Origin of the sequence: Sporosarcina sp. P34 (assembly GCF_002743375.1) — a bacterium.
Classification (GTDB): domain Bacteria; phylum Bacillota; class Bacilli; order Bacillales_A; family Planococcaceae; genus Sporosarcina.
Genome location: NZ_PDZC01000001.1, coordinates 39,630 through 57,287, shown reverse-complemented (window position 1 = coordinate 57,287; position 17,658 = coordinate 39,630). Strand labels below are relative to the sequence as shown.

16 protein-coding genes are annotated in these 17,658 nt (G+C 39.3%); 6 read left to right on the top strand and 10 right to left on the bottom strand.

What is annotated here, in order from left to right:
* Positions 1–3 precede the first annotated feature (3 nt).
* The 3 genes from CSV63_RS00285 (at position 4) to CSV63_RS00275 (ending at position 2,423) form a co-directional block, all read left to right on the top strand.
* Positions 4–546 carry a peroxiredoxin gene (locus CSV63_RS00285; RefSeq protein ID WP_099632383.1) on the top strand — a complete coding sequence of 181 codons (543 nt, stop codon included), beginning with the start codon at positions 4–6 and terminating at the stop codon, positions 544–546.
* Positions 547–637: 91 nt separating this feature from the next.
* On the top strand, positions 638–1,093 hold the full coding sequence (locus CSV63_RS00280; protein WP_099635694.1) for a TlpA family protein disulfide reductase: 456 nt from the start codon (positions 638–640) through the stop codon (positions 1,091–1,093).
* Positions 1,094–1,232: 139 nt separating this feature from the next.
* Positions 1,233–2,423: an MFS transporter gene (locus CSV63_RS00275; protein WP_099694043.1), complete on the top strand. Its 1,191-nt coding sequence runs from the start codon at positions 1,233–1,235 to the stop codon at positions 2,421–2,423.
* A 121-nt stretch (positions 2,424–2,544) separates the two neighbouring features.
* On the opposite strand, the gene CSV63_RS00270 is transcribed toward CSV63_RS00275, so the two are convergent.
* The 6 genes from CSV63_RS00270 to CSV63_RS00245 all read right to left on the bottom strand — a co-directional run bounded on the left by CSV63_RS00270 (position 2,545) and on the right by CSV63_RS00245 (position 7,176).
* On the bottom strand, positions 2,545–3,432 hold the full coding sequence (locus CSV63_RS00270; protein WP_099694042.1) for a transcriptional regulator CcpC: 888 nt from the start codon (positions 3,430–3,432) through the stop codon (positions 2,545–2,547).
* The gene (locus CSV63_RS00265; RefSeq protein WP_199203590.1) at positions 3,419–4,858 is read right to left on the bottom strand and encodes an MDR family MFS transporter; all 1,440 of its coding nucleotides are present in this window, start codon (positions 4,856–4,858) and stop codon (positions 3,419–3,421) included. Before CSV63_RS00265 ends, CSV63_RS00270 begins: the two co-directional genes overlap by 14 nt.
* 141 nt (positions 4,859–4,999) lie before the next feature.
* Entirely contained in the window at positions 5,000–5,437 is a 438-nt protein-coding gene (gene cbpB, locus CSV63_RS00260; RefSeq protein ID WP_099694040.1) for a cyclic-di-AMP-binding protein CbpB, read from the bottom strand.
* A 136-nt stretch (positions 5,438–5,573) separates the two neighbouring features.
* The gene (locus CSV63_RS00255; RefSeq protein WP_099694039.1) at positions 5,574–5,804 is read right to left on the bottom strand and encodes a hypothetical protein; all 231 of its coding nucleotides are present in this window, start codon (positions 5,802–5,804) and stop codon (positions 5,574–5,576) included.
* A 154-nt stretch (positions 5,805–5,958) separates the two neighbouring features.
* Positions 5,959–6,828, bottom strand: coding sequence for an NAD(P)-dependent oxidoreductase (locus CSV63_RS00250; protein ID WP_099694038.1), 870 nt, complete (start codon positions 6,826–6,828; stop codon positions 5,959–5,961).
* 189 nt (positions 6,829–7,017) lie between these two features.
* On the bottom strand, positions 7,018–7,176 hold the full coding sequence (locus CSV63_RS00245; protein WP_099694037.1) for an aspartyl-phosphate phosphatase Spo0E family protein: 159 nt from the start codon (positions 7,174–7,176) through the stop codon (positions 7,018–7,020).
* 237 nt (positions 7,177–7,413) lie between these two features.
* On the opposite strand from CSV63_RS00245, the gene CSV63_RS00240 reads away from it, so the two are divergent.
* Both CSV63_RS00240 and CSV63_RS00235 read left to right on the top strand, forming a co-directional pair.
* Complete coding sequence (locus CSV63_RS00240; RefSeq protein ID WP_099694036.1) at positions 7,414–7,644, top strand: YkvS family protein; 231 nt, start codon at positions 7,414–7,416, stop codon at positions 7,642–7,644.
* A 21-nt stretch (positions 7,645–7,665) separates the two neighbouring features.
* Positions 7,666–8,313 carry a hypothetical protein gene (locus CSV63_RS00235; protein ID WP_099694035.1) on the top strand — a complete coding sequence of 216 codons (648 nt, stop codon included), beginning with the start codon at positions 7,666–7,668 and terminating at the stop codon, positions 8,311–8,313.
* Positions 8,314–8,381: 68 nt separating this feature from the next.
* Here CSV63_RS00235 and CSV63_RS00230 read toward each other — a convergent pair whose 3' ends face one another.
* Positions 8,382–9,743 carry an ATP-binding protein gene (locus CSV63_RS00230; protein ID WP_099694034.1) on the bottom strand — a complete coding sequence of 454 codons (1,362 nt, stop codon included), beginning with the start codon at positions 9,741–9,743 and terminating at the stop codon, positions 8,382–8,384.
* A 182-nt stretch (positions 9,744–9,925) separates the two neighbouring features.
* Here CSV63_RS00230 and CSV63_RS00225 point away from each other — a divergent pair, with 182 nt between their 5' ends.
* Positions 9,926–11,680, top strand: a complete 1,755-nt coding sequence (locus tag CSV63_RS00225) for a B12-binding domain-containing radical SAM protein (protein WP_099694033.1) — start codon at positions 9,926–9,928, stop codon at positions 11,678–11,680.
* A gap of 49 nt (positions 11,681–11,729) precedes the next feature.
* Here the strand turns inward: CSV63_RS00225 and CSV63_RS00220 are convergent, their stop codons facing one another.
* The 3 genes from CSV63_RS00220 to CSV63_RS00210 all read right to left on the bottom strand — a co-directional run bounded on the left by CSV63_RS00220 (position 11,730) and on the right by CSV63_RS00210 (position 17,605).
* The gene (locus CSV63_RS00220) at positions 11,730–13,079 is read right to left on the bottom strand and encodes a TrkH family potassium uptake protein (protein WP_099694032.1); all 1,350 of its coding nucleotides are present in this window, start codon (positions 13,077–13,079) and stop codon (positions 11,730–11,732) included.
* Between the two features lie 163 nt (positions 13,080–13,242).
* Positions 13,243–14,007, bottom strand: a complete 765-nt coding sequence (locus CSV63_RS00215; RefSeq protein WP_099694619.1) for a TerC family protein — start codon at positions 14,005–14,007, stop codon at positions 13,243–13,245.
* 436 nt (positions 14,008–14,443) lie between these two features.
* Positions 14,444–17,605, bottom strand: coding sequence for an efflux RND transporter permease subunit (locus tag CSV63_RS00210; protein ID WP_099694031.1), 3,162 nt, complete (start codon positions 17,603–17,605; stop codon positions 14,444–14,446).
* Positions 17,606–17,658: the final 53 nt, after the last annotated feature.

The window sequence follows — 17,658 nt, the reverse complement described above, 5'->3', positions numbered from 1 at the left end:
ATAATGGCTGAGCGTATGGTAGGTAAACAAGCTCCAGATTTCACAATGGAAGCAGTACTAGCTGACAAATCTTTCGGTAAAGTTAGTTTACAAGAAAACATGAAGAACGACAAATGGACAGTTCTTTTCTTCTATCCAATGGACTTCACTTTTGTATGTCCAACAGAAATCACTGCAATGTCGGATCGTTACGATGAGTTCGAAGACTTGGATGCAGAAGTAATCGGGGTTTCTACTGATACTATCCACACTCACCTTGCTTGGATCAACACTGATCGTAAAGACAATGGTCTTGAACAACTAAAATATCCACTAGCAGCAGATACTAACCACTCTGTTTCACGCGACTACGGTGTATTGATCGAAGAAGAAGGTATTGCATTACGCGGCCTTTATATCATCAACCCTGAAGGCGAACTTCAGTATCAGACAGTATTCCATAACAACATCGGTCGTGACGTGGACGAGACTCTTCGTGTACTACAGGCACTACAAACTGGCGGTCTTTGCCCAGCAAACTGGCGTCCAGGTCAAAAAACTCTTTAATTTTTGGACAACCATCCCCACGCGTTACACTAATCGTGGGGATTTTTTTATCACATACTATATACACCCACTTAGCTAGGAGGAATTCTTGATGAAATTACGTGAGCAAATGCCTGAACTTCAAGGTGCTACTACTTGGTTGAATGGTGAAACTTCTAAATCAGAACTTGTTGGAGAAAAACCGACACTGATCCACTTCTGGTCTGTAAGTTGTCACATGTGCAAAGAAGCGATGCCGGATGTAAACAATTTCAGAGATCAATACAAAGAGGAACTAAATGTGGTAGCCGTCCATATGCCTCGTTCAGAAGACGATGTCGATTTGGAACAAATCAAGGAAGTAGCAGCTGAGCATGATATTACACAACCTATTTTCGTTGATAGCGAATTGAAGTTAAACGATGCATTTGAAAACCAATATGTCCCTTCCTACTACGTCTTTGACAAAGATGGTCAATTACGCCATTTCCAAGCTGGCGGAAGTGGTATGAAAATGCTAGAAAAACGCGTAAATCGTGTGCTAGATGAAATGAAGAAAGAAGATTAATTGTACCATCGACTCTTTTCTAAAAGGAGTCGTTTTTTTCTGCCTTCTCGTCATAAAACCCTATAGCAAGCACGAGACAGACATTGCCAATTTATTTATGATACGATTAGTAAAAAGTTTTTAGAAAGCGAGCTGCCGAATGAACAAAATACCTACAAAAATCGCACTTTATATTTTAATGTTCAACATGTTCATCGCAATGGCTGGTGTCGGCTTGATCATCCCCATTATGCCTGAATTCTTAGGTACTTTCGGAGTCGCAGGACGCGCACTCGGCCTATTGATTGCCATGTTCTCATTTGCACAATTTATCTTCTCTCCGATTGCAGGAAATCTTTCAGACAAATATGGCAGAAAAAGCATTATTATTTTCGGCTTAATTATCTACGGACTTTCTCAATTAGCTTTCAGTATATCAACGGAGCTATGGATGCTCTATCTCGCACGATTCTTTTCCGGCTTAGGTGCCGCTTTTATTATTCCGCCTACTATGGCATTTGTGGCGGATATTACATCTCCTGAAACCCGCGGTCGCGGAATGGGATTACTTGGCGCTTCGATGTCTTTAGGTTTTATGATTGGTCCTGGAATTGGCGGATTTTTATCTAAAATCAGCTTATATTCCCCTTTTTATTTCGCTGCATCCGCGTCTATTTTAGCAGCGATCGTGTCCTTATTGCTTCTACCGAACCCTAAGCCTATACTGCAAGGAATCACAATGAATGAAAACATCTTCCAACAAATGCGAAGATCTACACAAACTTCTTATTTCATTATGCTAATTGTCATGTTTGTATTTTCATTCGGATTGGCTAATTTCCAATCCACCATTTCGTTATATGTCGATCATAAGTATAACTATACACCTGCTCAAATCGCTGTCATTATTACAGTTGGCGGATTTGTAGGTGTCATCATCCAAACATTTGTCATCGATCGTTTGTTCAAACGTTTTGGCGAAATGCGTATTATTTTAGTCAATTTAGTCTTAGCTGCTTTCGCAATGTTAGGCATTATATTTGTGAATACATTCTTCACTATTCTCTTAGTGTCAACGATCTTTTCAACCGCCACTTCATTGTTGCGACCAGCAGTCAACACCTTAGTTTCGAAACTCGCCGGTAAAGAACAAGGTTACGCAGCCGGTATGATGAATGCTTATATGAGTCTAGGAAACATGATTGGTCCAGCCACGGCTGGATACATATTCGACTGGAATATGGAATCTCCCTATATAGTCGGTACAATCATTCTCTTACTTTGCTTTATTCTCGCTTTATATTGGGCGAGAAACAACAAGTCACTCATAGAATCTGCGAGGACTCCATGACACAGGTCGTGATAGTCGTAGTAATCGGAAACTTTTTAGCATAGTAAAAATGAAGACAAACCCTAGTACTTCTAGAGTTTGTCTTCATTTAAAGAACTTCCACACTGAATGGAAGTTCTTTTTATTTACCTTTTCTTAATAACTCCGCATACTCCTGCACGATATCTACAAATGCCTTCACTTGCTTCAATTCAAAAGTAGAACTATAGCCAATCAGCCATGTATCACGTGTCAGCTCAAATTCTTCTTCGCTGTTGAGCAATGGGATTAGATTGACTTTTTCATCGCCTGACAATGTGATAGAAGGCAGTATGGCATAACCTATACCTTTCAAAGCGAGTTGCTTGCACATTTCAATTTGATCCACTACGATTTGCCGGCTCGGATTTTGATTGAAGTGCTTATTCCACCAGCGCTGGATTTCCATGTAATAGTTTGAATCACTTTTATACTGAATGAAGTGACGGTCCGTGTCTTTTAATTCATCAATTGTAGAGATTTCAGAATCCACTAGATAGAGCTGATCTCGAAATAAATAGACGCGATTACTTTTCCAGTCTGTTTGTCCTCTGACAATACCAATATGCGCTTCCCCTTCGTACAACGCTTTGGAAATTTCTGAACTCCATCCAGTCATCAATGAAATTTTAGCGTCGGGGTAAAGTGCTACATAGTCTTTCAATACTTGAGGCAACCAAGTTTGACCGATTATAGAGGCACAGGCAATCTTCAATGTTCCATGTACTTTATCTTCGAGTGAGGCAATCAATTCCATCGTCTCATCTTTCTTCGCCAATGCTTCCTTCGCATAGCTGATGACGTGTTCGCCCGCTGGTGTCGGTTCCAAGCCTTTTTGCGAACGTATGAACAGCTGCATGCCCCATTCTTTTTCAATCGTCTGGAGGCGCTGTGACAAAGCAGGCTGAGACAAATGAAGGCGCTCTGACGCTTTACGCATATTTCCTTCTTCAGCCAAAGCTTTGATGATATCCATCTCAATTGTCGACATGATCTTGCACCTTCCCTCGTGGAATTCGTAAAATCAACAATAAGCTGATGACTGCAAATAGGGCAATTGCAATATACACCCCATGCAAGGAACTATCCAAACCATTTTGTAAACTGATAAGCTCTTGTGATGCAATCATCGAACGACCATCTTCGGTTAACAATGTATTCACATCATCAATCGTGTAGGGCAATTTTTCTTTGGCAAAATAGGTAATGAGTGTAGCGTTCAAAATTGCACCAAACACAGACGCACCAATCGTATTGCCAAAATTCTTCATGAACATATTAGCTGCGGTAGCCGAGCCTCTTTGTACGCGCGGCACAGCTCCTTGAATCGTCACAATAAAGGATGTATTGGTCAGCCCCATTCCGACACCTATGAAGAAACTTGAACATCCTGCCCATACCGGCCCTAGCGTCGCGTTCATGAAGACAAACATCATTGCGCCAATCACAAGGGACACACCACCTGCAAATGATACGAGAAATGGACCGAATCGTATGAGTAAGTGACCTGCCAACGAGGAAGCTAAAGGCCAACCAATTGACATGGCTGTTAATGTGAAACCTGCAATGATTGCTGGTTGTTCCATGACTCCGGATACATAAGTAGGTAAATAAGAAGAAACCCCTATTAAAATAACTCCAGTAGTCAATGAGACGAGATTCGCATATAAAATAACGGGATTTTTCCAAATGCCAAAAGATATAAGTGGATCTTTCGCCAACTTTTCTTGTCTAAAAAACAACCAAAATGAAACGCCTGAAATGATGATTAATGCGATGCCGAAAGCTGATAGACGGCCAAATCCTTGACCTCCCTCAACTAGCCAAATTAAGATGGTCGCCAAAGCAGATGTTAGGAAAAAAGCACCTTTGTAATCAACAGAAGCTTTTTGTGTTTCTTTTGGTTCGTATAAAAAGAAATAAATGACACCCATTGAAAGTAGTCCGAGAGGTACGTTCACCCAAAATATGTATTGCCAGCTTATGTACTGTACAAGCAATCCGCCAATGACTGGGCCCGAAACTGCAGAAACGCCCCATACACTCGACAAATATCCCTGTATTTTTGCCCGTTCTTCTGTTGAATAAATATCGCCAATGATTGTCGTCGCAATTGGCATAACAGCTCCTGCTCCCAAACCTTGTATGAGACGATAGACAATTAATTGCTCCATAGTGGTAGCAAATCCACAAAGTATGGAACCAATTAAAAAAATGGTTAAGCCTATAAAAAAAATCGGTTTTCGACCGTATAAATCGGCTAACTTTCCATAAATCAAGACCGTCACGGTACTCATTAATAAATAAGATGAGAAAATCCAACTATATCGTGAAAATCCACCTAATTCGGAAGCAATCGTTGGCATAGCAGTGGTAACAATAGTCGCTTCAACTGCTCCCACAAACATAGCGAGCATAACAGCAGCAAGTACAAAGGGCCGATTAGTTTCTTTACGCACAGCTATTTCAACTCCATCTATTAGAAAAAGACCCCTTTATCGGAGCCCTTTTATATTTTATCAATATATTCGCTTCACTGCTTTATCTACATTAATACATTATACATTGTAAATATATTTTTTGAACTCTTTCATAATCACACGTCGTGTAATAATACCTGCAAATGTTCCATCCTCTTCTGTAACACAGAGAAATGGATGATTAATCAATAGATCGACAGCTCGTTGAAACCGGTCATTGACCCGAATCGTTGGTAGATTTGTATCCATAATTTCATCTACTTTTATATCTTCTAATCTTTCATATTCAATGCGTTCCATGCCCAAAATGGAATCTGTAATCATCCCAATCCCAAGGAGCCCTTTCAAATGATACTGGTTATCCAGTACAGGGATTGCAGAATAGCCAGTCTTCGTCAAAACAAGTAGCGCATGCTCTGCGTTATTGCCAATTTGTACGTGGGCAACTTTTTCCGAAGATATAATTTGGTCTACGATGGGTGCGGTAAGAAAATCTTTATTGTTTATAGAAACCATAGGTGATCGCTCCTTCTGTTCTTCATCTACATACATTTACCTAAATGTCCGTTCACTGCTTCCCATCCATCATACCACAAAAATCCATCTCTCACCTAAAAAGAAAGCGGATTCACAAAACAAAAAACCTCTTTCTTTAATAGAAAGAGGCCCAGTAATAAAAAATAATGACAAAGATAAAAGCTGAAGCGACAATGATAATCCATAGTAATGGATTCATTGTAAATGGATGCTTCGCTACAATATTCGGTATACGATCTTTTTCATTTAACTGGAATGCACGACTCATTTTTCCTACTCCAGCTATACCGATCCCTAGCATAATGACGGTTACAAACACCATAGGCCACAACCAAATATCCCACATCATAACTCCCTCCTTTTCGCACATACTATATGAAAGAGCATGTGCAATTAGTGAGTAAGTATGCGTGCTTACCATTCAATAAATTATTCGCAATTTGTTCGTTTGGATTCTTTATATGACATATATAAAGTAGCTCCTATGATTTGCTTATATTTCACTCTGTATACATTTTAATCAATACTTGTGTTCCTTTTTCCCCATAACCTTTAGCGAGTAATTCCGTATACATATCGCGCGCTAGCTGTAATCCTGGCAATTTCAGATTCATTCTTTCTGTTTCCTGTAAGGCAATATTTAGATCCTTTACAAAATGTTTTACATAAAACCCCGGTTCATAATTCTCGTTAATCATTCGGGGGCCCAGATCCGATAAACTAAAGGAATTCGCTGCACCTGAAGTGACGGATTGTAACATGGTGTCCGGATCAAGACCTGACTTCATAGCGTATGCAATCGCTTCACATGCTCCTATCATATTTCCAGCGACAGTAATTTGGTTGCACATTTTGGCGTGTTGCCCAGCTCCCGCTTGTCCTTGATAGACAATTTGTTTGCCGAAAACGGACATAACTGGCAATAACTTCTCAAATACATCTTTTTGACCCCCACACATAATAGAAAGAGTACCATTTCGTGCGCCTATATCTCCACCAGATACAGGTGCATCAAGTGCATTCATTTGTAGTGATGCCGCTTTTTCTGCAATGGCAACAGCTAGCTCTGGGCTTGAAGTTGTCATATCCACTACCGTCTGAGAAGGGCGACTGTTTGCAAATATCCCTTGACGGGAAAAATACACTTCCTCCACGTCGGCTGGCATGCCAATCATCGTGAAAATAATGTCCGCATCTTTAATAGCTTCTGCCACGTGATCGGCCCATTTAGCTCCTAAAGCCACCAATGGTTCGGCTTTTGTTTTCGTTCTAGTGTATACGGTTACTTCATAAGATGCGTTAAGCAAATGCTTAATGATACTAGAACCCATAACACCTGTACCAATAAATGAAATTTTTTCTTTTTGCATATTCCCACTCCTCATGATCTATGTTTATGTCTATCGTACAGAAGTTTAAATATTTTTACAATTGAGCAGACATAAAAAAAGAGGACCAATACAAGATTGGTCCACAAAAGGGGGAAATGAGAATGTTGCTGTGTTCATTTATATTGTTCCCACTTTTACTTTACGTTAAACATTCAATTTGGTAAAAATTCAAGGTAATTGTGTTTCTTTTTTCTCGTTGAATTCATTAATCAATACATCTAATTTACGACTAAGTTCAATGGTATTCTCATCGTTAATACCATATTTTTCCGCGACTTGGATTAGTTGTTTTCTCACACGTTCAATTTCTACATTGCAATTATGCACTAGTTGCACACCTTCCGTCTCTAATTACTCTATTCTTTAATATACCAACAATTTAATTTTATTAAACCGAAATAGTATCGACATTTTGCGACATTATTTACATATGTATATTTTCTCGATTTCTAGAAATAAGACTTTACGTTTTGAAGATTATAAGGCAAACTATAAAGGAATTCCCAATAGTATGATTCATTGTTTTGCTTAAAGTACAAGAAGATTGAAGAAAGGATGGGTAGAATGACGATTGCAGAAATAGGTGATATTATAGAATTCAAGGAAGGCTTACAAGGAATTGTGGAAAAGGTGAACGAAAACTCTGTAATTGTAAACTTAACGTATATGGAAGACTTCGATGAATCGGTCATGCAGGAGAAAACAGTCATCAATCATAAACGTTATATCATTTTGAGTAGCAGTTCGCAAGAAGGAAACATTCCTCGCTGTGATCCGTCCAATAGAATAGAATAGTTTTAGAAGGAGTGGTACCATATGAACAACAAATGGCGTATTATTTTCACTTCACTGACAGCCTCGATCTTGCTTGCTGCATGCGGAACTTCGAATGCAGACCCGGAAAAGGATACAACAGGTAATGCTATCGAAGAACCTGCTGCTCCCGTAACGGATGTGGAAGATAGCACTTCTTCCGAGAATGGGGCAGAAAATGAAACAGACACTGAAGTAGGAACAGGCGACAATGTAATGAAAAATGCTGTGGAAACAACAAGCGATGAACAAGATTACTCGATGAAGGTACTCCCTGGATATAAACTTACAAGTGAAGAACCAGGCAGAGATAGTCTATATCTGGAAGAAGACGGCGAAATATTCATGCGAATCGAAACTATGCCTAAAGACGATGAAAGCTATACTTTTGATGAACTCTATGAAAATATGGAAGAATTGTTGACGGCTTCAAGTGACAGTGGAACACCTGTTGAGATAACAGAGCAAACAGATCTACCACAAGCTGATGATATTCTTTCTGTTAAAGGAGCAGTAGTAGATTCTCCTGAAGGATATTTTACAGGCTATGTCATCGAACGTGAAGACAAATTAATTCGTGTAACCATTTACGCTCAAGAAGACAACGAACATATAACAGACTTTAAGGACATGGCAGCTACAATCAAGTGATATATCCATATAGAAAAGGCCTATCCTTATAGGATTGGCCTTTTTATATGGACTTTCAATCATTCTGATCATGATACGAAAATTTGTGGAAATGATAAATGGAAAACCGTTCCTTTGCCGACCTCACTAGTAACGGATATAGATCCACCGTACTCGTGAACGGTTTTCTTAACAAATGGAAGTCCTAAACCGGTTCCTCCCGGTTTGTTAGTAATAAATGGCATGAATAAATTTTCAAGCATCTCTTTTTCCATTCCACTCCCTGTGTCGGATATAAAGATATCTACATTCTGCTGATCACCTTCGCTTATCAAGACAGACAACGTATCATTTGTACTCATCGCTTCCATTGCATTTTTAAGAAGATTAATGAATACTTGTTTAATACGGTTAGGATTGGCCTTAATTAGTAATGACCCGGTAGCTTTAAATTCATTCACTAAATGAATTTGATCCAACAATGCTTTAGGGCGAAGCAATATAAGTACGTCTTCTATTAAAACGGATAATGAAAAAACTGTGATTTCGTCAACAGTTGGTTTTGATAGCGCGAGCATTTCGTTCATACGTTTGACTTCATCTTGAATGACGTTTACATACATTTGTGCATTACCGGTTACTTCGTGTTCCAGTAGTTGGAGAAACCCTTGTAATGTCGTCATCGGATTGCGTACTTCATGTGCAATGCTTGCAGCAATTTCTCCAGTCGTGCTTAATTGATCGGAGTGAGCTAGTTGCTCAAATAGACGTTCTCGTTCAGTAATATCTTCAATGCGTAAGATGAACATTTGTGTTTTACAATCCAGTTTCAAACTAACCTCTTGGAAACGCTGTATTCCATTGGATGTGTAAGACATTTTCACTGTCGATGATTCTTGTGTCAGTACTCTTAAGATATATTCTTCAAAAGAAAACGGGGAAGTAGGAACCATTACATTAAAAAGATCTTGTAGATGTAACAGTTCACCAGTAGTTTGGTCTGGGTATATTTCTGAAAATAGGTCATTCGTGGAAATAATATAACCCGATTCATTTACTAACGCCATTGGCATAGTCGCCGTTAAATAAGCGCTTTCATACAGTTGATGCAATTTATGATTTTGTTCACCTATTTTTATTGTTAAAAGGGCCCTACCGCTAAATTGTTGGTATATAATATGACAGGGTTCACGATTGTCATTTGGCATAATTAGATGACCAGTCAATACAGTTTGATCGGCTATCGTTTCTGTTTTCAACAGAAACAATCGCTTTTCTATTTCTTCCAACAAACTATGGTCAAAGATTTCAGATATATGGTGTGGTATAAAATCTTTAGGCATTAATAATTTAACAGCTTCCGTCATATCAAGTATTTCGCCTTCTTCATCCAAAAAGATCTTAAAAAGTGAACTTTCTAGATGACGATTAAGATTTAGTGTTTTTAACACTGGAGCAATACCCCCTTCACAAAATAACAACTACCCATCACTTGCTTGTAATATCTTTCTTACTTGGAAGTAAATTCTGATAGAATCTTATTATGCCATAATGACAAACTTGTTCACATAGGCTGATAGTCTATTTTGTTTTTTTCATTTACTTATATTATTTAAAGATTAGGAGTTTTGTCATGAGCATCATTTTATCTACATTAAACGCTAAATATATACATACCAATATCGCCATTCGCTACTTAAAAGCTTACGCCGCACCTGAATTCCATTGTGAACTAGCCGAATTTACTATTCATGATCCTACACTTTCAATCGTTTCGGAGCTATATCAACATTCCCCAGACGTCGTTGGCTTCAGTGTATATATTTGGAATATAGAAGAAACTATAAAAGTAATTCGTATGCTGAAATTGACAAGTCCTAAAACCGTAATAGTTTGTGGTGGACCTGAAGTAACGTATGACTATGATCAGTGGTTAAAGAGAGTACCGGAAATCGATATTATTGCGATAGGAGAAGGCGAAAAGACGTTCAAGGATATACTTCGAGCAGTCGATGGACAAACTGATCTTTCTTCTGTACAAGGTATTGCATATCGTACAGAAGGAAAATTAAAGATTACAGCACCAGGTCCTAAATTAGATCTTCGGGAACTGCCCTCCCCTTTTCGTTTTCCGGAGGATATTCCGCATCTCACAAATCGTGTAATGTATATCGAAACAAGTCGCGGCTGTCCGTTCTCTTGTCAATTCTGCCTATCTTCAATCGAAGTGGGTGTTCGATATTTTAATCGAGAGGCCATTAAAGAAGACATTCGCTACTTGATGCAACATGGCGCAAAAACGATTAAATTTGTCGATCGTACATTCAATATTAGTAGAAGTTATGCAATGGAAATGTTCCAGTTTCTTATAGATGAACATGTGCCTGGAACTGTCTTTCAATTCGAGATCACAGGCGATATCATGCGACCAGAAGTAATTCAGTTTTTAAATGACAATGCACCCAAAGGCCTGTTTAGATTTGAAATTGGTGTTCAATCTACCAATGACCTTACCAATGAATTGGTTAAAAGAAGACAAAACTTCACTAAATTATCGCGAACGGTCACTATGGTAAAAGAAGGTGGAAAAATCGCTCAGCACCTTGATTTGATTGCTGGACTTCCTGAAGAAGATTATGCATCCTTCCGTGATACGTTTAATGAAGTGTTTGCTTTACGGCCAGAAGAATTACAGTTAGGCTTTTTGAAGTTACTACGCGGAACCGGTTTACGTATCCAGGCAGAGCAATATGGTTATCGTTACATCGACATCGCCCCTTATGAAATTGTATCAAATAATGTCCTGTCCTTTGATGATATGCTGAAGATTAAACAAACAGAAGACATTCTCGAGAAATATTGGAATTCAGGTCGATTCATACACTCTATGGAGTATATTGTCACGGAATTGGTCGATACACCATTTGACTTCTTCCAGTTATTCGGAGCATTTTGGGAGAAGCAAGGTTGGTCACGAATCGGTCATCAGTTCGAAGACTTATTCACTCGCTTGGAACGCTTCCTAGAAGAAGTGTTGAAAATCGAGACTTCTATAGCAGAAAGTCTATTGAAGATGGATTATTTACTTCATCAAAAGTTTTTGCCAAGAAAGATCTGGTGGAATTCTGGCGTGCCTGAAGAAGAGTTAAAAGAGGTCTATCAATTACTCCTACGTTCCCCACATTTGCTTGGTGAGACGTTTGATTCAATGGGTTACACTGAACGAACGATTCGAAAGCAAGTTTTCATCACAAAAACCTCAGCTAAGTTAAAACAAGATCTTTCCGTAATAAAAGATCCCGGTTATCTGATTGTCCAATACACACCAGGTGAAAAAGCACAGCATTACCATCTGTCTGAACAAGTACTAGAAACCATTTATCCATAATAAAACCGCAGCATGCGAAAATTCGCTTGCTGCGGTTTTACTTTTCATATTAACCAATAATAACACGCTCTTGTGGATAATGATAAGGTGTTTTATTCGATTTGCCACCTATCGTATAGATGAACGATATCAAACCTACTCGACCGATAAACATGAGCACCATAATGATCAGTTTACCGAACACTGATAAATCACTTGTAATACCAAGTGACATACCACATGTACCGAAAGCGGATGTGATTTCAAATAACAACGGGATGACAGGTATTCCTGGCTCCGTAAGTAATAACAACAATAATGCCGCTAACACCATAAAACACGCTACGAGGATGACTGCATACGATCGGAATACGTCAATTAGTTTAATTTGGCGTTTAAAAACATGTATCACGTCATTCCCCTTCGCAAAGTTAATGAGAAATAATAGCGCAATAGCAAAGGTCGTCGTGCGGATACCGCCACCTACTGAACTAGGCGAAGCACCAATGAACATGAGCGCACTGACAATAATATCTGTTGCTTCACTGAATTGCGTTACGTCATACGTCACAAGACCCGCTGATCGCGCAGAAACTGAATGGAATAACGCTGTGAAAAATTGCTGATGCCAGCTCATTCCTTTGAATGAATGCAATGACTCTAACACCCAAATAATGATTGTACCTGCAAGTAACAGAAAACCGAATGTTGCGGTCGTAATCTTCGTAAAAAGGGAGAAGCGGAAATGTGGCACTTTTTTTGAAAAGAAGCTCTTCACTTCAATCAGAACTGGAAATCCAATAGCACCTAAAATAATAAGTATCATCAATATAAGTTGCACGAAATAATCATTATGATACGGTATCATCGATGAACCCGTAATGTCAAAACCCGCATTCGTAGTTGCAGACACCGCCATGAACATGCCGTTCAACAACGCTTCACTAAATGAATTGTAAGAACGATAAATATATACTGTTAAAATACCACCACCAATGATCTCAATGGCTACGATAATTTGGATGATTTGACGTATTAATTGAACGACTCCTTGTAATGTGTACTGATTCGTGTCCACCATAATCAGTTGTCGCTCTCTCAGGCCTATTCTTTTCTTTACAAGTAGCCAGAAAAATGTTCCTAACGACATGATGCCAATACCACCGAGCTGAAGGACGAGCATGATCATGCAAATGCCAAATACAGAGTACGTTTCTCCGATACTAATAGAAGACAACCCTGTCACGCTCACTGCGCTCACAGCCGTAAATAAACTATCTATAAAGGCCACCTTCACTCCTGGTTTATAGACTCCCGGCAAGTTTAACAAGATAAAAGAAGATGCAATTGCCAAAAAGTAGTAGAAGGCGATAATCTGTGCTGGAGTAAACTTATGAAAAACTTCCCTGGAAAGTCTCATCTTTTTCAAATTCCTTTCATAACGGAAACTTCATTTTCCTACTTTATCAAATCCCTTGATGAAAAGATAGCTATATATAGAACATTACACTCTTTCTACAATTCTAAACTGAGACAACAAAAAAGCAGTCTCTTCCGTTCACACGGAAGAGACTGCTTTCGTATTATCTGTTAGCTTTCACTTTTGATTTGGCAACGGCCAGTAAATATCCGCCGATAGCTAAGATTAATAACACAACCCAGAATGTCATTTTCCACATTGTAGAGTGTGGGAATGCTTCCGGAATAATGAGAAGCGCAGGGTGTGCCAGCGTTAATACAACGAGCTTTACACCTACCCATCCGACAATTAAGAATGCTGCAGTTTCCAATGTTGGATACTTTTCAAGCATGACCACAAATTGTTTCGCTGCAAATCGAATCATAACTAAACCAATCATACCGCCTAGCAACATCACAGCGAACTGCCCGCCATTAATGCCACCGATATGGAAGTTACCTAACTCAGGCAATGTTACGGCAAGCGCCACGGCTGCAAGCATAGAGTCCAAAGCGAACGCAATATCTGCAAGTTCCACTTTTAACACGGTCATCCAGAAACCGGATTGTTTTTTAGGTTTTTTATTCGGATGCCCTTCTGGCTTATGGGTCACTTTATCGTAAATATTTTTACCTGATATAAACAATAAGTAAATGGCACCGATTGCTTGTATCTCCCAGAACTTCACTAAAAATGTAATCATAAATAGTGCAGTGAATCTAAAGACGAATGCCCCTAGCAAACCATAAAATAATGCTTTCTTTTGTTGGAGTTTTGGTAAGTGTTTTACCATTACTGCCATTACTACCGCGTTGTCTGTCGCTAATAGGCCCTCGAGTACAATTAATACTAGGAGTACCCATGCATATTCTAATAAAATCGGATCCAACATAATGCCTCCTTATTTTCTACAAAATAAAAAAGACCCTCACCTAAAAATTAGGCAAAGGTCTCGCTAAGTTGGAATTTTACGTTCAAAATCCAGCTATCATAACCGATGACCATTGTGGCGGTCACGTATTGACGATTATGAAATAGGTTTCCCTATAGCTACTCCCCCTTGACATTGCGTCAAAAGTTATTAAGATATCGGATACTGTTAAAGTATTATAACATGATAACTTTGATTTGCAAATGATTTAGGCGATGCCTGTAGAGCTATTCAATTAACTATGCATAAAGATTATGAAATACATGTAAACGCATCGCGTGGGTACTCTCGATTGTATAGTGTACTTCTACCACTATACTTTTATTTGGTATGATTTATTCAATATAATTAAAAAAGCCGGCAGATGTAACATTCCATCTGCCGGCAGTGTGCATTATTTGGTTTCTCTAACCGTTACAGTTTCCGTTACTGTTACGGTTACAGTTTCTGTTACCTTAACAGGCTGATCTTCCGTTACGGCGTGTTCTCTCTTAGGCGTATTCCTACCTCGACGCGTCTCCCGATCCAATAAACTATAAATGATTGGAACAATATACAATGTCAAGAACGTGGAACTGATCAATCCACCAATTACTGCAATCCCCATCGGTTGGTTCAACTCAGAACCTTCACCGAGGCCTAGCGCTAACGGTAGTAAGCCCAATATAGTGGTGAGGGCTGTCATAAGGATTGGCCGCACACGGTCACGTACAGACGACATGATGGCGTCATACGAACTAAGTCCTGCTTCTTTACGCTGATTGATGTAATCAACTAACACAATTCCGTTGTTGACCACAATCCCAACTAATATGAGAAGACCTATGACTGCTGTTACACTAACTGGTGTATTCGTGAAGAATAACGCTAAGGCTACACCGATTAACATAAGAGGTACAGAGAACATAATAACGAATGGATATTTAAACGATTCGAACTGTGCAGCCATTACGATATATACCAATATGACCGCCAGTATAATCGCCAATAACATATCGTTAATCGCATTTTCAAATAACTCGCGATCTCCCCCGTATGAAAGTTCCACTTCACTTGGCAGATCGAGGTCATCTACAATATCATTTACCTTTTTCGTCATATCTCCCAATGATTCACTGGATAGATATTTCACTGTAAATGCAACTGAATGTGCTTGATCTACACGTACAATCGTTGCAGGACCTTCTGCGATTTCCACATCCGCTATGTCCTTCAATTTAACAAACGTATCCAGCGGTGTTTTTAATTCCAATTCCTTTAATTTATCTACACTATTGCGGAAACGTTCATCATAGCCCACGTTCACTCCAACTACTTCGCCAGTTTTCTCAAAGACGATTTGTGAAGCAAAGACACCTCGTGTAACGTCACTAACCGTTTGCGCTATTTGATATGGGGCCAATCCGACATCTGAAGCTTTGTCACGATCCACTTCAATTTTTATTTCCTCTACCGTATCCACCAAATCATTTTTAACGTCAGTTACAGTATCCAGCTCATGTAACTTCTCATCTAGTTGTGATACTGCTTTTCCTAACCGTTCCTCATTCGTATCATGTAAGGAGAATGATAAAGTATTTGGACTTGAGCCAGCAGCAGTCTGCATGTTGAAACTGATTTCTGCGTCATCGCCGACTTCATCTTCTACGACTGGTTGGACTTTGTCTACGAATTCAAAAACAGAGCGGTCACGATCCTCTAGTGGGATCAGTTTTACATACACTTCCGCCATATTACTTTCTGACCCACCCTGGGCCATACTTTGCTGAGTTCCACCGACTAAACTGACATACACTTCTACGTCATCTTGTTTCTTCATTTCTTCCTCAATGCGTTTTACTACATCATTTGTCGCATCAAGTGAAGCACCATTTGGTAACTTTACATTGACGCTGAAAGATCCTTCGTCCGTAGCAGGTAGGAATTCCGTACCTACTTTTAGAATTCCGAATACGCTTCCTACTAGTAAAACGGTTGTGAGTAGTAACACGAGTAGACGATGGCCCAAAGCCCACTTGACGGACTTTTCGAATCTCTGACTTTTCTTCACACGATTCTTTTTCTCGAGTGTTTCTTCATCAGGTGTTTTCAATAAACGACTCGCAAGCATAGGCACGACAGTCAGTGCAACAACTAACGATGCAAATAGACTAAATGAAATCGTTAATGCAAACTCTGTGAAGATTTGACCAATGATTCCCGTAATGAAAATAATCGGTACAAAAACAGCTAGCGTAGTTAACGTAGACGCAGTTATAGCTCCGCCCACTTCCTTAGACCCATCTTTCGCTGCTTCTGTTGGTGTTTTCCCCATTGCTAAATGACGCTCAATATTCTCTATTACGACAATGGCATTATCGACTAGCATACCAATCCCCAGAGCAAGCGCACCGAGTGTCATAATATTTAACGAGAAGTCTGCGAAATACATAAGAACAAATGTAACAATAACCGAATAGGGAATCGCTACTCCAATGATGATGGGACTCTTAATTCCACGTAAGAAGATAAATAATACGAGCATAGCGAACAAACCACCGAGAATTAATGACTGACCGATATTGCCAATGGCGATCTGTACATAGTCCCCTTGGTCAAATATAACATCAGACTCAATATCTTTGTACGCATCTTTCTCTAACAACTTATCCAATGATTTTTTAAACTCTTTAGATACAGTTGCTGTATTTGCTCCTGATTCTTGAAGTACAGACAATAATACAGCTTGCTCATCATTGGCTCGTGTTTCTGTCTGTACTTCCGGCTCTAACAAAGCGACATCCGCCACGTCAGAAACATGGATTTTGTCACCTGTCCGAGGATTCGCACCTATTTGGATACCTCGAACATCCGAGATATTTTGCACGGTGCTTAAGATTCTCGTAGTTAACTTTCTTCCATCACTCGTATCAATCGGATCTCCTGGCATGGATACATTACTAGCTTGTATTGCTTGCACGACATCGGATTGCATTAAATTAAACTCTTTTAATTTATCAGGATCTAAAATAACCTGAACGTCTTCAATGATTTTACCTGACACGTTGACACTGGCTACACCTTCAATACGGCGTAATTCTTTCTCTAGCTCTTCTGCAATCTTCCGTATATTCGTATCTTGATCGACGGAGCGTAAAGATAATTGGATGACTGGGAATTGAGAGGGATCAAACTTCATAAAACGCGGTTTATTAGCACCATCAGGTACTTCTACTTGATCAATTCTTTGGAGGATATCCATTTGGACATCATCGATTGAAGAATCCCAGTCAAATTGTAAGAATACTAAGTTGGCTCCTTCTTGTGAAGAAGACTGCATGGACTTTAAGCCGGGAGCTGTCGATAAACTCTCTTCTAACGGTTTAGTAATTTTCTCACTCACTTCCGTTGGTGAAGCGCCTGGATAATTCGTCACCACTACCGCTACCGGCGGATTTAGATCAGGAATCAATGTAACGGGAATTTTAAAGAAAGATACTGCACCTAAAATAATGACAAGAAACATAGTGACTAACGTAAAAACGGGTCGTTTGACCGAAAAACTACTAATCTTCATTGATCTATTCCTCTCTTTTATCAGCACTCCAACTGGAGAAACCTTTTCATCTT

Excerpts from the sequence above, each read along its gene's own strand:
- CSV63_RS00285 (WP_099632383.1), top strand. The coding sequence starts at position 4 with ATGGCTGAGCGTATGGTAGGTAAACAAGCTCCAGATTTCACAATGGAA.
- CSV63_RS00280 (WP_099635694.1), top strand. The coding sequence starts at position 638 with ATGAAATTACGTGAGCAAATGCCTGAACTTCAAGGTGCTACTACTTGG.
- CSV63_RS00275 (WP_099694043.1), top strand. The coding sequence starts at position 1,233 with ATGAACAAAATACCTACAAAAATCGCACTTTATATTTTAATGTTCAAC.
- CSV63_RS00270 (WP_099694042.1), bottom strand. The coding sequence starts at position 3,432 with ATGTCGACAATTGAGATGGATATCATCAAAGCTTTGGCTGAAGAAGGA.
- CSV63_RS00265 (WP_199203590.1), bottom strand. The coding sequence starts at position 4,858 with ATGCTCGCTATGTTTGTGGGAGCAGTTGAAGCGACTATTGTTACCACT.
- cbpB (WP_099694040.1), bottom strand. The coding sequence starts at position 5,437 with ATGGTTTCTATAAACAATAAAGATTTTCTTACCGCACCCATCGTAGAC.
- CSV63_RS00255 (WP_099694039.1), bottom strand. The coding sequence starts at position 5,804 with ATGTGGGATATTTGGTTGTGGCCTATGGTGTTTGTAACCGTCATTATG.
- CSV63_RS00250 (WP_099694038.1), bottom strand. The coding sequence starts at position 6,828 with ATGCAAAAAGAAAAAATTTCATTTATTGGTACAGGTGTTATGGGTTCT.
- CSV63_RS00240 (WP_099694036.1), top strand. The coding sequence starts at position 7,414 with ATGACGATTGCAGAAATAGGTGATATTATAGAATTCAAGGAAGGCTTA.
- CSV63_RS00235 (WP_099694035.1), top strand. The coding sequence starts at position 7,666 with ATGAACAACAAATGGCGTATTATTTTCACTTCACTGACAGCCTCGATC.
- CSV63_RS00225 (WP_099694033.1), top strand. The coding sequence starts at position 9,926 with ATGAGCATCATTTTATCTACATTAAACGCTAAATATATACATACCAAT.
- CSV63_RS00220 (WP_099694032.1), bottom strand. The coding sequence starts at position 13,079 with ATGAGACTTTCCAGGGAAGTTTTTCATAAGTTTACTCCAGCACAGATT.
- CSV63_RS00210 (WP_099694031.1), bottom strand. The coding sequence starts at position 17,605 with ATGAAGATTAGTAGTTTTTCGGTCAAACGACCCGTTTTTACGTTAGTC.